The organism is uncultured Tateyamaria sp. (assembly GCF_947503465.1).
Taxonomy (GTDB): domain Bacteria; phylum Pseudomonadota; class Alphaproteobacteria; order Rhodobacterales; family Rhodobacteraceae; genus Tateyamaria.
The window spans coordinates 2,067,501-2,081,896 of the sequence record NZ_CANNDN010000001.1 but is presented as its reverse complement, the minus strand read 5'-3'; the positions used below and the strand labels follow the sequence as shown (position 1 = coordinate 2,081,896).

Genomic DNA, 14,396 nt, shown 5'->3' with positions numbered 1-14,396 from the left:
CGTCAGCGCAGCGCGCGCCCCTTGACGATGGCGTCCGGGCCGAACCGGTCGCGGATGGCGTCGGCGGCGCGTTCGGCCTCGCCCCGTTTGCGGGCGCCAGGGTCCAGCAGGTCGCCCGAAGCCTGGACGCTGCCCGCATCCACCAGGTCCGAGATGCCGCAGCCCAGAAGCCTGTATGGCCCTTCGTCGCCCACCTGGTCGAACAGCCCGCGCGCAGTGCGGTAGATCGTGTCGGCCAGTTGCGCCGGATCGCGCAGGGACACGCGGCGTGTGAGCGAGGAATGGTCGTGCCGCTTGAGTTTCAGGGTTACGACGCGGCCCGCGATGCCCTTGGCCTTGGCCCGGCTGGCGACCTTGTCCGCCATACGCCAGAGGTGGCCGTCCAGAATATCGGGGTCGTTCGTATCCTCGCCAAAGGTGGTTTCGTTGCTGATCGACTTCATCGGGGCGTTGCGGGTCACGCGGCGCTTGTCCTGCCCCCGCGCCAGATGCCAGAGCCGGTCGCCCATGGAGCCGAAGCGCGCGATCAGGTCGGTCTGGTCCCAGCGCAGGAGATCCGCAAAGGTGCGAATGCCCGCCTTGTCCAGAGAGGCCTGTGCGGCGGGGCCGATGCCCCAGATCAGGCGCACAGGTTTGTCCCGCAGGAAGTCGCCGGTTTCGGCGGCACCAATGATCGAAAACCCGTGCGGCTTTTCCAGGTCGGACGCGACTTTCGCAAGAAACTTGTTGTGGCTGAGGCCGATGGACCCGGTCAGCCCCAATTCGTCCCGCATCCGCTTGATCAGCCCGGCCAGCATCACGGCGGGCGGTGCGCCGTGCAGGCGCGCGGTGCCGGTCAGGTCCAGGAATGCCTCGTCCAGTGACAGGGGTTCGATGGCGGGGGTCAGGTCCTCCATCATGGCGCGGATGGCGCGGGAGGCCTCGGCATATGCCTCCATCCTTGGTTTGATCACGACCGCCTCGGGGCAGAGTTTCAGCGCCTGGAACATCGGCATGGCAGACCGCACGCCGCGGATGCGCGCCACATAGCAGGCGGTCGACACCACACCGCGCCGCCCGCCGCCGATGATCACCGGTTTGCCATCGAGGCCGGGGTCGTCGCGCTTTTCCACCGATGCATAGAACGCATCGCAGTCCATATGTGCGATGCAAAGGTCAAAAAGTTCGGGGTGACTGACCACGCGCGGCGCACCGCAGGACGGGCAGCGGGTGCCCGCATCAAAAGTGGTGAGACAGTCGCGGCAAAGGCTGGGCATGGGTCGGCTTTGTGGCTAGTGATCCGTGTGTAGCAAAGCAGCGGGGCGATGAACATGGCCGGACGACTGATCGGCGCAAAACTGGCCCTGTTTGTCGGGGATCGTCTGGCGACATTGCTGCGCGATGACACGCCCGGGCTGCTTTGGGCGAATTACTGGGATCTGCCCGGCGGTGGGCACGAGGCGGACGAGACCCCGCTGGAATGCGCGCTGCGCGAAACGCGCGAGGAGTTGTCGCTGATCCTTGATCCGGCCGTGGTGCGGTGGGGTCGTGATTACGGAACGTCAAGCGGTGAGATATCGTGGTTCTTTGCGGCGCATGTCCCGTCCGACCGCAGCGCCGAGATCGTGTTGGGAGATGAGGGGCAAGCCTGGGATCTGATGGAGGTTCAGGCGTTTCTGGACCATGACCGGGTGGTGCCCCAGTTCAAGCCGCGGCTGCGCGATTATCTTGCTGGCGTGGGGTCTGCAGCGTTTGAGAGGCCCTGACATAAAGCCCCCCGCGAGTTGCGGGGGGAGGTGACGAACCTCAGGAAGAGCCGGTCCGTCGGGGAGTATCACCTATACCTAAGCGTACCACCTGCGCGGGAGTTTACCGAGTCCGGAATTCCTGACCCTCCAATATCCTGTGGTGCGTTGCTGAAATGGCACAACCTATTGATCCACAGGGCCGTGTAGACCAGTGGAAAAGTCTGAAAAGCCGTCTGAGATCAGTGGTTTGGTGAGTGTGCCTGTGGGCTGAGCATCTCTGCAACGATTGCTTCGGCGGCGGCCTTTGGATTGGGGGATTTCCAGATTGGGCGGCCAACCACGATGTGATCAACGCCGTTGGCTATGGCATTGGCGGGGGTTGCGACCCGCTTTTGGTCGCCCATTTCGGCCCCGGCCGGACGCACGCCCGGGGTCACGATCAGCCGACCATCAGCTTCGGGCAGGGCGCGAATACGCGCTGCTTCGTTCGGGGAGGCGATGACACCATCGGCCCCCGCATCAAAAGCCCGGCCTGCCCGTTCGGCGACGAGGTCGGCAATATCGCCCGGCTGGATCAGGCTGGCGTCAAGGTCATCGCGGTCCAGTGAGGTCAGGATGGTGACCGCGAGGATTTTCAGGTTGCTGCCAGCGGCCCCTTCCTTGGCGGCGCGCACCACGTGGGGGTCGCCATGGACGGTCAGGAAATCCAGGTCAAACTGCGCAAGACCGCGCACCGCCGCCTCGACCGTGGCGCCGATGTCGAAGAGTTTCATGTCGAGGAAGATACGCTTGCCGTGTTCCTGCTTGAGTTCGTTGGCAAGGCCCAGACCGCCGCCGGTCAGCATCCCCAGACCGATCTTGTAAAAGCTGACGCTGTCGCCCAACCGGTCCACGAGGTCCAGACCCGCCACAGCGTTGGGCACGTCCATTGCCACGATCAACCTGTCATCTGCCATCTGTGTGTCCCCCGGTGTGTTTTGGCGGGTGTAGGGCAGGGGCGCGCGAAAAAAAAGCCCGGATGCAAGATGCACCCGGGCCAGGTTTCAGAGACTTAGCAGGCAGGCACCTGTCTCTGTGTGTTCTCGCGGCCCGGACGCTCGTGCGGGGACAGAAATGCGCATGAGGCCCAAATGGCGTGCGAGAAGAGGGAAATCAGGCTGCGCGGGGGCGCAGGATCGCGAATTTGTCGATGGTCATGCGGCGCAGACCGGGCAGCCTGTTGGGGCGGCGGGGCGCTATGGCGGCGGGCATGTGCACTGCGTCTGACCGCCCATGGGTGTGTCTGCGCATCGCCTGCGTCGCGAGGCCTTTGGCGGCGTCCTCGAACTCCATTGTGATGGGCGCGTCGATGGCGCACGCATAGCTGCGGGCTCCGGCCGTGTCGTGCACGGTTACGAGCGCTTCGAAAGACTGTGTGGCGGCGTTGTAGATCACATCGCCCAGTTGCAACGGAACAGTCTGCATTTTGGTCACCTACATTTTGTGGTTCTGCTCTGGTAACACTCAACATGGGTCATTTGTTCCCGGCGATAAGGGGGAGATCCTGTCACGGTGAATCACAGCGTCGTGCGGTTTGTGTTGCAATAAGCGGCTGATTTCGCCCAAGATTCTGAAATCATTAACTTTTTCTTAACGGATGCGTATGGAAGGTGCCCCTGTGTCTAAGCCGTTGAATCGGCAAGGTTTTGCCGAAATTTCCGCGAACAGGGAGCAAAGGTGAAGGTTTGACGTGATCTGTCCCAGGCAAAAATCACCCTCGGGGGTGTTCAAAAATGCCGTCCGAAATTGCCCTGTGGCACTTGTGCAACGCCACGGCTTTCCCCATCTTTTGGTCATAGGCCCGCGGGGCCGTGTGCCTCTGGGAGGGCGCGGTTCGATATGGGCGCTGAAAAAGGAGAGATGACCCATGGACTTGTCGAAGTTCACGGAGCGGTCGCGCGGCTTTGTTCAGGCGGCGCAGACCATTGCAACCCGCGACAGTCACCAGCGGCTTGCCCCCGAACATGTGCTGAAAGCGTTGATGGATGACGAGCAGGGCCTCGCATCCAACCTGATCACGCGTGCGGGTGGCGATCCGGCGCGTGTGCTGACCCATGTGGACCAGGTGCTGGCCAAGATGCCAAAGGTGACGGGTGACGCCGCGCAGGTGTATCTGGACAACGCAACCGCCAAGGTGCTGGCCGAGGCCGAGGCGCTGGCCAAGAAGGCGGGTGACAGCTTTGTCCCGGTCGAACGGGTGCTGATGGCGCTGGGTATGGTGAAGTCCGGGGCCAAGGATGCGCTGGCCGCGGGCAAGGTGAACCCGCAGGCGCTGAATTCGGCCATCAACGATATTCGGAAGGGCCGTACGGCTGACAGTGCGAGTGCCGAGGAAGGCTATGACGCGCTAAAGAAATACGCCATGGACCTGACCGAGCGGGCCGAGGCGGGCAAGATCGACCCCATCATTGGCCGGGACGAGGAAATACGCCGCGCCATGCAGGTGCTGAGCCGCCGGACCAAGAACAATCCTGTGCTGATTGGTGAGCCGGGAGTGGGCAAGACCGCCATTGCCGAGGGATTGGCGCTGCGCATCGTGAATGGTGACGTGCCCGAGTCGTTGCGCAACAAGCGTCTCCTGGCCTTGGACATGGGCGCGTTGATTGCGGGTGCGAAGTATCGTGGTGAGTTCGAGGAACGGCTGAAGGCTGTGTTGACCGAGGTCACGGAGGCCGCGGGCGAGATCATCCTGTTCATTGACGAGATGCACACGCTGGTGGGCGCGGGCAAATCGGACGGTGCCATGGATGCGGCGAACCTGATCAAGCCGGCGCTTGCACGGGGTGAGTTGCACTGTGTCGGCGCGACGACCCTGGATGAGTACCGCAAATATGTAGAGAAAGACGCGGCACTGGCCCGCCGGTTTCAGCCCGTGATGATTGTCGAGCCGACGGTCGAGGACACGATCAGCATCCTGCGGGGGATCAAGGAAAAGTACGAACTGCACCATGGTGTACGGATCTCGGACAGCGCGCTTGTGACCGCCGCGACCCTGTCGCATCGCTATATCACGGATCGTTTCCTGCCGGACAAAGCCATCGACCTTGTGGACGAGGCCGCAAGCCGGTTGCGGATGGAGGTGGATTCCAAGCCCGAGGAACTGGATGCGCTTGACCGTCAGATCCTGCAAATGCAGATCGAGGTGGAGGCGCTGCGCCTGGAAGATGATCAGGCGTCGAAGGACCGGTTGGAGACACTTGAGAAGGATCTGGCGGACCTGGCTGACCGCAGCGCAGAGATGACGGCGCAGTGGCAGGGCGAGCGGGACAAGCTGGCGTCGGCGCGCGACCTGAAAGAACAGTTGGACCACGCGCGGGCCGCGCTGGATATCGCCAAGCGCGAGGGCAACCTCGGCAAGGCGGGCGAGCTGTCCTATGGCGTGATCCCCGATCTTGAGCGCAAGCTGGCCGAAGCCGAAGGTGCCGAGACGGATGCGATGGTGGCCGAGGCTGTCCGCCCCGAGCAGATCGCCAGCGTTGTCGAGCGGTGGACCGGTATCCCCACGTCCAAGATGCTGGAAGGTGAGCGCGAGAAACTGTTGCGCATGGAAGAGCAGTTGCACAACCGGGTGATCGGCCAAGACAACGCTGTGCGTGCTGTTGCAAACGCCGTGCGCCGGGCGCGGGCGGGCCTGAATGACGAGAACCGACCGCTTGGATCGTTCCTTTTTCTTGGGCCCACCGGTGTCGGCAAGACCGAGTTGACCAAGGCGGTGGCCGAGTTCCTGTTCGACGATGACAGCGCGATGGTTCGCGTCGACATGTCGGAATTCATGGAGAAGCATGCCGTGGCGCGGCTGATCGGGGCCCCGCCGGGTTATGTCGGGTATGACGAGGGCGGCGTGCTGACCGAAGCCGTGCGGCGGCGTCCATACCAGGTTGTCCTGTTTGATGAAGTCGAGAAGGCGCACCCGGATGTGTTCAACGTGCTGCTTCAGGTTCTGGATGACGGGGTGCTGACCGATGGTCAGGGCCGTACCGTCGACTTCAAGCAGACGCTGATCATCCTGACGTCGAACCTGGGTGCGCAGGCGCTGAGCCAGTTGCCCGACGGGGCGGATGCCAGCCAGGCGCGGCGCGACGTGATGGATGCGGTGCGGGCCCATTTCCGGCCCGAGTTCCTGAACCGCCTGGACGAAACGATCATCTTTGACCGGCTGGCCCGTGATGACATGGACGGGATCGTTGATATCCAGATGGCGCGTTTGCTGAAGCGGTTGGCCGCCCGGAAGATCACACTGTCGCTGGATGAAGGCGCGCGGACGTGGCTGGCGGACGAGGGGTATGATCCTGTGTTTGGCGCGCGACCCTTGAAGCGCGTGATTCAATCGGCCCTGCAAAACCCGTTGGCCGAGATGCTGCTGGCCGGAGACATCAAGGACGGTGACACCGTCGAGGTGTCAGCCGGCAGCGAAGGATTGGTCATTGGGGATCGCATCAGCGCGTCGAACCGACCACGACCGGATGATGCGGTGATCCACTAACCAAAAAGGCCCGCAGCGATGCGGGCCTTTTCGGTCTCAGGTGATCCAAGATCAGAAGATGAAATCGGTCGCGTCGATATCGGTGGCATTCATGTTCAGAAGCGTGATCTGATCCGGGCCGCCGTGGCCGATCACCACGTTTGCGCCGCTTTGGGTGATCGTCAGGTCGGCCAGCGAGGTGACCGACGCGTCGCCGCTGAAGTCCATGAGGTCGACGCCATCTTCGAAGTCGGTGATCGTGTCGCGGTGCGCGCCGTTGCCAAAGACAAACACGTCTGCGCCGGAACCGCCGGTCAACACGTCCTTGCCTGCCCCGCCATCCAGAACGTCGTCATCGGCGCCGCCATCGATGCGGTCATTGCCGGAGCCGCCGTTCAGCGTGTCATTGCCATCCTGACCAAACAGACGGTCATTGCGTGCGCCGCCATCCAACAGGTCGTTGCCGTCGCCGGCATTCAGCAAGTCGTTGCCGTCGCCACCGTTCAGGGTGTCGTCGCCAGTGCCTGCGGTTAGTTTGTCCTTGCCAGCGCCGCCGTTCAGAACGTCATTGCCGCCGAACCCTTCGAGGTGATCGTCGCCTTCGCCCCCGGTGATGATGTCCAGATCCCCGGAGCCGTTCAGGCGGTCATTGCCGTCGGTGCCGTCCACGATGTTTTCCAGCACGGTTTCTTCGAATGTCACGCTGTAGGCTTCTGCCACGCCGCTGCCCTGCACCTGGAAGGCAAAGCTGGTGAACCCTGCCGCCGGGGTGAAATCGAAAGAGATCGTGTTTGTGTCGGTGTCGACGCGGACGCCGGAGGTTTCGACGAAGTTGCGGACCCAACCGTTAACGAATTCGGGCACACCGGCATGGGGCACGCCGTCGGACACATGATGCGTGATCGAGTGGAAGTCGTTGTGGTTGATCAATGTCAGCCCGGTAAAGCCTGCAAGATCATCCACTGTCACCGACACCGTATATGTCGTTCCGGGCGTCAGTGGGCGCAGGTTGATCCCATCCTCATGGTCGCCGACGCCAAGGTTGCCGTTGAAAACATCGCCTTCGGAAATGATGTAGTTGCCCGACGCGTGTGCGTTGATTGTTGCGTCGTGCGCTTCGTTGATGATTGCCATTCCTGATACCCTTCAAAGTTCATTCAGTTTGCAGGGCGCGGAAATCGTGCTGCTCGCTTGCCCCTGCGGTGAACGGCTAGGGATCAACTGTGGCGCGGTATCGAGCGGATTGCGGAAAATTTAGTGAAAGATTTAAACGTTTTGCCGCAATTGCCCGTGAATAAGGAAATTGCGTGACCGCGCGAAAGAAAGGGCCGGTGGCCCTTTCACGTACCGGGTTGGATTGGGCAGCGTCAGAAGATGAAAACATCCTCGACATCCGCGACCGATGGGCCAACGACGTCGTCCCGTTTCGCGCCGACCGGCACCGCCGGTCCGCCGACCAGCACGTTCATGGCGTTCAGGTCGGCCAGGTCGACATCCAGCAGAAGAAGTGAGTCGCGGTCGCTGAACCGGGCAAACACATCGTCACCTTGCTGGACAAAGCCGACATCGGCGAGGCTGGAGAAACCAAGAGCCGTCAGGTCGATCACGTCCACATTTGCGTTGAAGTCGGTGATTGTGTCTGCGCGTGTCCTGTCGTCCGAGAAGACAAACAAGTCCGCGTCCGCGCCGCCGGTCAGGATGTCATCGCCCTGCCCACCGTCCAGCGTGTCGCGTCCTGCCCCGCCTTCCAACGTGTCCTTGCCCGCGCCGCCCATCAGGTTGTCGCGCCCGCCTTCGCCATACAGTTTGTCGTTGCCGTTTTCGCCTGTCAGCACGTCCGACCCTTCGCCGCCGTACAGGCGGTCATTGGCATTGCCGCCGTCCAGAACATCCGCGCCTTCGTCACCATAGAGCCGGTCATTGTCGGCCCCACCCAGAATGGTGTCTGCGCCCAGTCCGCCGTAAAGGACGTCCTGACCCGATCCGCCATTGATGCCGTCCGGCCCTGCGCCGCCATAAATCGTGTCGCGGCCTGATCCGCCATCCAGCGTGTCGCGCCCGCCTTCGCCCCGCAACCGGTCGGCGCCATCGCCGCCCAGAAACATGTCGGCCGCGCCCGTGCCGGTGATGTCGTCGGCGCCATCGGTGGTGGTGGTGACGGGTGGGTCCACCAGCATGAAATCGTCATTTGTCAGGTCGCGGGTCGTCAGGCCCGTCAGTTCGATATAGTTGCCGTTGCCGGTGTTGACGCGCACGCCCGACCCAAGATCCTGAACGGTCAGTTGCATGATGTCCCAGATGCCCAGAACGGTAAGGTCGATCAGGTCCTCGCCCCGGGTGAAGTCGCTGATGGTGTCCTGACCATCGCCGTGGCTGAAGCGGAAGATATCCGCCCCGGTGCCGCCGGTCATGCTGTCGTTGTCCTTGCCGCCGTTGATATCGTCGTCGCCTTCGCCACCGACCAGCGTGTCGTCGCCTTTTTCACCAATCAGGGTGTCGTTGCCCGCGCCGCCGTCCAGCCTGTCCTCTTGGTTGCCGCCATCAAGCAGGTCGTTGTCCGCGCCGCCGAACAGCACATCGCTCCCGTTGCCCCCGATCAGGGTATCGCTGCCGTCGTCTCCTTCTAGCGTGTCGTTGCCGCAGACACCGTCGATGCTGTCGTTGCCCAGGCCGCCGATCACAATATCGGAGCCGCCAAGCGCCACATAGGTGTCGTTGCCGCCCAGCAGGTCCACACGGTCAGACGTCATATTGCCGACGATATAGTCGTCGCCTTCGGACGGGTCGGGGTAGATGACTTCCAGGACCGTGAAGGTGTAGTTTACGGACGACCCAGCACTTATGCTTAACGCACCTATGCCGTTTGCGTCGTAGGGCAGGCCGAGTGTGAACGTGTATTTGCCCTCTGGTTCTGTAAAAGGTATTTCAACGCTGTCTTCTCCGATCGCGATGCGCACGTCTGACCCGGATTTTTGAACGGTCACTTCGAAACCATAAGCAACACCGGCTTGAACGTTGAAGGATATTTGGTCTTGGTTGTCGGGGCCTCCCAAATACCGCACTCCGACGTTGCCGCTGACCGTGTCTCCGATCTGAAAATCGATGGGAACACCGCCGTTAAAGGATTCGGTGTAGGGCCTGTCCGTGCCGTTCGGAAATGACGTGTCTTCAACGTAATCGGTCGGCATTCAAATTTTCCCCAGGTGGTTGCGCGACATTGCGCGTTGCGCGTTTTGGCTGGCAGGCCCGCTTTTGGGGATTTGGTACCACTGGATTCTGTAATGTGGTGTTAAAATGCTGAAACGGAGTCACGAATTTGGCAACTTCAATTTTTCCGGGTGCCAAATGTAAACGGGCCCGCAACACTGCGGGCCCGAAACCGGTTCTGTCCGAGACGGCTTAGCTGTTGCCTTCGGGCAGAATCACTGTGTCGATGACGTGGATCACGCCGTTCGACGTTTCGATGTCTGCGGACACGACGGTCGCTTCTTCGACCTGCACGCCGTTGTCGAGGTCGATGGTCACGGACTCACCCTGGACGGTGGTGGCTTCCATGTCGTCCTGCAGATCGGTCGACATCACTTTGCCCGGGACAACGTGGTAAGTCAGGATTGCAGTCAGCTGGTCCTTGTTCTCGGGTTTCAGCAGCTCTTCGACCGTACCTTCGGGCAGGGCGGCGAACGCTTCGTCTGTGGGTGCGAAAACGGTGAACGGGCCGTCGCCTTTCAGCGTGTCGACCAGACCGGCGGCTTGCACGGCGGCCACCAGTGTTTCGAAGGATCCGGCGCTGACGGCGGTGTCAACGATGTCCTTTTTCGCCGAACCGGCGATGGCGGCGGTTGCGAAAGCGGCGGTGGCGACTGTGGCCAGAAGTGTCTTGCGGATCATTGTGTGTCTCCCTTTGAGAAGTTGAGATGACCGCAGTGCGGCATCGAAAAGGGAACGCACGCGAGGCCCGATTAGATCACGTGGAAATTTTTCCCACACACTCTTGAAACGAGAGTGACGCTCCCTAAGCTGCCGCGCCTTTTCGTTTCCACTCACGACTTTGTTAAGTCGGGCAAAAATCCGCCCGTGCTTGCGTCCACGATCGCGGCTTTGCACAGTGCGCCTGACACGCAATGGAGGATGCCCGGTGGGATTTGCAATGTCCGTGCTCGAGGTCATGGTCCTCGGCTTTTTCTTTGTCATCGGACTGACGGTGGCGGCGGCCGTTGTTATGTTTGTCGTCGACAGGGCCCAGACCCACGATGCCATCCGGCGGAACTATCCGGTCATCGGGCGTTTTCGCCATTTGTTTTCGGCGCTGGGCGAATTTTTCCGCCAGTACTTCTTTGCCATGGACCGCGAGGAACTGCCTTTCAATCGCGCCCAACGCGAATGGATCAAGCGCGCGGGCGAGGGCGTGAGCAACACGGTGGCCTTTGGATCGACCCGAAACCTGAATGTCGCGGGCACACCGATCTTCGTGAACGCCGCATTCCCGCCTTTGGAGGATCAGTTCGCGCGCACAGCACCCATGGTCATCGGGGAGGGCGCGCGCATCCCTTTCACCGCGCGGTCGTTTTTCAACATCTCGGGCATGAGCTATGGCGCTATTTCCAAACCGGCTGTCCGGGCCCTGAGCCGGGGCGCGAAACAGGCGGGCATATGGCTGAACACGGGCGAGGGCGGTATCAGCCCGTATCATCTGGAGGGCGGGTGCGACATCGTCTTTCAGATCGGCACGGCCAAGTTCGGCGTTCGGGACGAGGACGGGAACCTGAGCGACGACAAGCTGCGCGAGGTGGCCGCGCATAAACAGGTGCGGATGTTCGAGATCAAGTTGGCGCAAGGGGCCAAGCCCGGAAAGGGTGGAATCTTGCCCGGTGCAAAGGTCACCAAGGAGATTGCGCAGATTCGTGGCCTGCGCGTGGGGCAGGACGGCATTTCACCGAACCGCCACGCAGAGGTGGACGATTGGGACGACCTGCTGGACCTGATCGCACACATCCGCGACGTGACCGGCAAACCTGTCGGCATCAAGACCGTCATCGGGGCCGAAGCCCCGATTGCGGATCTTTTTGCCGCGATCAATGCGCGCGGCGCCGAAAGCGCGCCTGACTTCATTACCGTGGACGGGGGCGAGGGCGGGACGGGGGCGGCGCCGATGCCCCTGATTGATCTGGTGGGCATGTCCATCAGAGAAGCCCTGGTATCTGTTGTGGATTTGCGCGATCAGGCGGGGCTGAAGGACCGCATTCGCGTTGTCGCCTCGGGCAAGCTGGTGAACCCGGGCGATGTGGCCTGGGCGCTGGCGGCGGGGGCCGATTTCGTGACAACCGCCCGCGGGTTCATGTTCAGCCTTGGCTGTATTCAGGCATTGAAGTGCAACAAGAACACGTGCCCCACCGGCATCACCACCCATGACAAGCGGTTCCAGAAGGGATTGGTCGTGAAGGACAAGGAAAAGCGGGTGACCCTTTATGCCCGCGATCTGATCCACGAGGTCGAGACCATTGCCCATTCCGTGGGTGTGGCCGAACCACGGATGATGCGCCGCCGCCATGTGCGCATCGTGCAGGATGATGGCAGGTCCCGCCCGCTGAATGAAATCACCCCGAGTTACAACCCGGTGACAAGGCCGTGAGCGGATATCATTTTCGTAATCGTGCGGAACCATCTATGTGCCATGATGCTTGAAACCGCAGGAGACATATGAATGGCCCATCGTTGGAAAAACACCCTTACGCGTGCTGATGCGACGCCGCTTGCGGCGTATATGAATCGTCGGCAGATCATGGCGGGGGCGATGGGTTTGGGCCTGATCGGTGCTGCGGGCATGGCACGCAGCGAGGAGACCGAGGAGTTGGTGCCCAATTCCTGGGAAGACATCACCCAGTACAACAACTTCTACGAGTTCGGGACCGGCAAAGGGGATCCGGCGCGCAATGCGCATACCCTGACCACGGAGCCGTGGACTGTTGTCATTGATGGTCTGGTCGACAATCCCGGCGACTATTCGATGGCGCAGATCATGGAAGCGATGACAATAGAAGAGCGCATCTATCGTTTCCGCTGTGTCGAGGCGTGGTCGATGGTGATTCCGTGGAACGGGTTTGAGTTGGCTGATCTGTTGACCCTTGCCGGTGTGCAGCCCGAGGGCAAATACGTCGCCTTTGAAACCGCACTGCGCCCCGACGAGATGCCGGGCGTTCGCTTTCCGGTTCTGGACTGGCCCTATGTCGAGGGGTTGCGCCTGGACGAAGCCATGCATCCGCTGACGATGATGGCCACCGGGATCTATGGCAAGACAATCCCGAACCAGAACGGCGCCCCCATGCGTTTGGTGGTGCCGTGGAAATACGGGTTCAAGTCGATCAAGTCGATTGTCCGCATCACCGTGACGGAAGACGAGCCTCCCACCAGCTGGAACAAGGCGAACGGGCGTGAATATGGCTTCTATAGTAATGTGAACCCAACTGTGGATCACCCGCGGTGGAGCCAGGCAAGTGAACGCCTGGTTGGCGGGGGCCTCTTTGCCAAGCGACAGCCGACGCTGATGTTCAACGGTTACGAAGAAGACGTGGCCAGCCTGTATGAAGGCATGGATCTGCGCGCGAACTACTGATGCTGGTGGACCGGATCAACCAGGCGGCCCGAAAGGTCCCCACATGGGCAGTATATATAGTGTCCATCATTCCGGTCCCCGTACTCCTATATATGGCCCAAACGGGGGGCCTGGGCCGCGAGCCTGTTCGCGCCCTCGAACACGAGCTGGGCGAGTTGGCCCTACAGCTTGTGATTTTCGGCTTGTGCATCTCGCCCCTGCGCAAGTTTGCAGGGATCAACCTGATCAAGTTCCGGCGTGCGATTGGCCTGATCTCGTTTGCCTACGTCCTGCTGCATCTGCTGGTCTGGGCGGTGCTTGATGTGCAATCGCTGGACCGCGTTGTCGCTGACATTATCAAGCGACCCTACATCACGATCGGAATGGCCGCGTTTGTTCTGATGATCCCGCTCGCGTTTACATCGAACAATACGTCCGTCCGCTGGCTGGGACCTGCATGGCGCAAGCTGCACCTGCTGACCTACCCCATTGCGATTCTGTCGTCTGTGCACTTCATCTGGCTGAGCAAAGGCTTTCAGTTGGAGCCGCTGGTGTATCTGACGGTGATTTTGGGGCTATTGGCGCTGCGCGTCCCTGCGCTGGTCAAGAAAGTGGCAGCCTGAGGGGCCCTTTGCCTTCAACGAGGCGATGTTTGTCTTGCGAGTCGCACATGAATCCGTGCCGTGCCGCAAAATTTCAGAGAATCTGGATGCTAATTTGGTGAATCGCCCGACTCGTGGCGATGAATCGGGGGCGATTCATGGGTTTGGGGCGGGTGAGTCCGGTGAGTCTTGGGGATAGGTCTGTGGATACCCCCATATATAGATAACAGGCGTGTGACAGTGGGTGAGGATCCGGGTAATTTTCGACCGATTTGACCTTAGGTCGGCGAAATTTACTTGCCTAAACACCTGTTTTTTCGAGGAAAATACGGTTTTTTGGAAAAAATGCGGATTTCTTCAAAAAAGCACTTGCGGGTACCCCGTACTAACCGTAGAACCCCCCTCACCGGCGGCGCAGAGATGCACCAACGGGGCGCCAGACGGGCCACACGGAAGCGGAAACGCAGACAGACGGCAACGAGACGCAAGAATAAATCAGAGGTATTTGGGCGGGGCGCGCCAAAGAAGTTAGGGCGCATCCAGTCTCTTTTGTCTCTACGCTCTTTGAAATTGATGATAACTGAAGAGATATGTGGGCGGTTTGGTTCATTCGATGGATCAACGTCTGTATATCGCGCTAGTAGGCTTCGGCCGATGATCTAGTGTCAGCTTCACTGTTTGGACGGTTTCTTGTTTTCTTATGAAAACCTGAAGCACAACAAACAGAAGACTGTCCCTTCCATGCCGGGAGGGACGATGTGCAGAGGTTCGAACGTCAAGGATAAGCTGGTAACAGCTTTTCAACTTGAGAGTTTGATCCTGGCTCAGAACGAACGCTGGCGGCAGGCCTAACACATGCAAGTCGAGCGCACCTTCGGGTGAGCGGCGGACGGGTTAGTAACGCGTGGGAATATGCCCTTCTCTGCGGAATAGCCTCTGGAAACGGAGAGTAATACCGCATACGCCCTTCGGGGGAA

11 protein-coding genes and 1 rRNA gene (1 of these 12 only partly in view) are annotated in these 14,396 nt (G+C 60.8%); 6 read left to right on the top strand and 6 right to left on the bottom strand.

All coding sequences use genetic code 11. The features are described from left to right. Positions 1-2 precede the first annotated feature (2 nt). Positions 3-1,256, bottom strand: a complete 1,254-nt coding sequence (locus Q0844_RS10350) for a DNA polymerase IV (RefSeq protein WP_299044496.1) — start codon at positions 1,254-1,256, stop codon at positions 3-5. Between the two features lie 54 nt (positions 1,257-1,310). Here Q0844_RS10350 and Q0844_RS10345 point away from each other — a divergent pair, with 54 nt between their 5' ends. Beyond that, complete coding sequence (locus tag Q0844_RS10345) at positions 1,311-1,745, top strand: NUDIX hydrolase (RefSeq protein ID WP_299044494.1); 435 nt, start codon at positions 1,311-1,313, stop codon at positions 1,743-1,745. Positions 1,746-1,966: 221 nt separating this feature from the next. Here the strand turns inward: Q0844_RS10345 and pyrF are convergent, their stop codons facing one another. Together pyrF and Q0844_RS10335 are read right to left on the bottom strand one after the other, a co-directional pair. Beyond that, positions 1,967-2,683 (bottom strand): orotidine-5'-phosphate decarboxylase, encoded by a 717-nt coding sequence (gene pyrF / locus Q0844_RS10340; RefSeq protein ID WP_299044493.1) that lies wholly within the window; start codon positions 2,681-2,683, stop codon positions 1,967-1,969. A 196-nt stretch (positions 2,684-2,879) separates the two neighbouring features. Further along, positions 2,880-3,191 (bottom strand): orotidine 5-phosphate decarboxylase, encoded by a 312-nt coding sequence (locus Q0844_RS10335; RefSeq protein ID WP_299044491.1) that lies wholly within the window; start codon positions 3,189-3,191, stop codon positions 2,880-2,882. 442 nt (positions 3,192-3,633) lie between these two features. On the opposite strand from Q0844_RS10335, the gene clpB reads away from it, so the two are divergent. Next, positions 3,634-6,249, top strand: coding sequence for an ATP-dependent chaperone ClpB (clpB, locus tag Q0844_RS10330; RefSeq protein ID WP_299044489.1), 2,616 nt, complete (start codon positions 3,634-3,636; stop codon positions 6,247-6,249). Between the two features lie 51 nt (positions 6,250-6,300). On the opposite strand, the gene Q0844_RS10325 is transcribed toward clpB, so the two are convergent. From Q0844_RS10325 to Q0844_RS10315, 3 genes are all read right to left on the bottom strand, one after another. Further along, positions 6,301-7,362, bottom strand: a complete 1,062-nt coding sequence (locus Q0844_RS10325) for a calcium-binding protein (protein ID WP_299044487.1) — start codon at positions 7,360-7,362, stop codon at positions 6,301-6,303. Between the two features lie 233 nt (positions 7,363-7,595). Further along, positions 7,596-9,416, bottom strand: coding sequence for a calcium-binding protein (locus Q0844_RS10320; RefSeq protein WP_299044485.1), 1,821 nt, complete (start codon positions 9,414-9,416; stop codon positions 7,596-7,598). A 211-nt stretch (positions 9,417-9,627) separates the two neighbouring features. Further along, positions 9,628-10,116, bottom strand: coding sequence for a fasciclin domain-containing protein (locus tag Q0844_RS10315; RefSeq protein ID WP_299044483.1), 489 nt, complete (start codon positions 10,114-10,116; stop codon positions 9,628-9,630). A gap of 277 nt (positions 10,117-10,393) precedes the next feature. On the opposite strand from Q0844_RS10315, the gene Q0844_RS10310 reads away from it, so the two are divergent. The 4 genes from Q0844_RS10310 to Q0844_RS10295 all read left to right on the top strand — a co-directional run. Then, positions 10,394-11,857 carry an FMN-binding glutamate synthase family protein gene (locus Q0844_RS10310; RefSeq protein ID WP_299045280.1) on the top strand — a complete coding sequence of 488 codons (1,464 nt, stop codon included), beginning with the start codon at positions 10,394-10,396 and terminating at the stop codon, positions 11,855-11,857. A gap of 72 nt (positions 11,858-11,929) precedes the next feature. Continuing rightward, positions 11,930-12,838, top strand: a complete 909-nt coding sequence (gene msrP, locus Q0844_RS10305; RefSeq protein WP_299044481.1) for a protein-methionine-sulfoxide reductase catalytic subunit MsrP — start codon at positions 11,930-11,932, stop codon at positions 12,836-12,838. Beyond that, positions 12,838-13,440, top strand: a complete 603-nt coding sequence (msrQ, locus tag Q0844_RS10300; protein WP_299044479.1) for a protein-methionine-sulfoxide reductase heme-binding subunit MsrQ — start codon at positions 12,838-12,840, stop codon at positions 13,438-13,440. The genes msrP and msrQ overlap by 1 nt, the downstream gene beginning before the upstream one ends. 780 nt (positions 13,441-14,220) lie before the next feature. Next, a 16S ribosomal RNA gene (locus tag Q0844_RS10295) occupies positions 14,221-14,396 on the top strand; it runs 1,282 nt beyond the window's last position.

What these genes read in the sequence shown, in the direction of transcription:
- msrQ (WP_299044479.1), top strand. Translation starts at nt 12,838, where the DNA reads ATGCTGGTGGACCGGATCAACCAGGCGGCCCGAAAGGTCCCCACATGG.
- Q0844_RS10345 (WP_299044494.1), top strand. Translation starts at nt 1,311, where the DNA reads ATGGCCGGACGACTGATCGGCGCAAAACTGGCCCTGTTTGTCGGGGAT.
- Q0844_RS10325 (WP_299044487.1), bottom strand. Translation starts at nt 7,362, where the DNA reads ATGGCAATCATCAACGAAGCGCACGACGCAACAATCAACGCACACGCG.
- clpB (WP_299044489.1), top strand. Translation starts at nt 3,634, where the DNA reads ATGGACTTGTCGAAGTTCACGGAGCGGTCGCGCGGCTTTGTTCAGGCG.
- Q0844_RS10320 (WP_299044485.1), bottom strand. Translation starts at nt 9,416, where the DNA reads ATGCCGACCGATTACGTTGAAGACACGTCATTTCCGAACGGCACGGAC.
- msrP (WP_299044481.1), top strand. Translation starts at nt 11,930, where the DNA reads ATGGCCCATCGTTGGAAAAACACCCTTACGCGTGCTGATGCGACGCCG.
- pyrF (WP_299044493.1), bottom strand. Translation starts at nt 2,683, where the DNA reads ATGGCAGATGACAGGTTGATCGTGGCAATGGACGTGCCCAACGCTGTG.
- Q0844_RS10315 (WP_299044483.1), bottom strand. Translation starts at nt 10,116, where the DNA reads ATGATCCGCAAGACACTTCTGGCCACAGTCGCCACCGCCGCTTTCGCA.
- Q0844_RS10350 (WP_299044496.1), bottom strand. Translation starts at nt 1,256, where the DNA reads ATGCCCAGCCTTTGCCGCGACTGTCTCACCACTTTTGATGCGGGCACC.
- Q0844_RS10335 (WP_299044491.1), bottom strand. Translation starts at nt 3,191, where the DNA reads ATGCAGACTGTTCCGTTGCAACTGGGCGATGTGATCTACAACGCCGCC.
- Q0844_RS10310 (WP_299045280.1), top strand. Translation starts at nt 10,394, where the DNA reads ATGGTCCTCGGCTTTTTCTTTGTCATCGGACTGACGGTGGCGGCGGCC.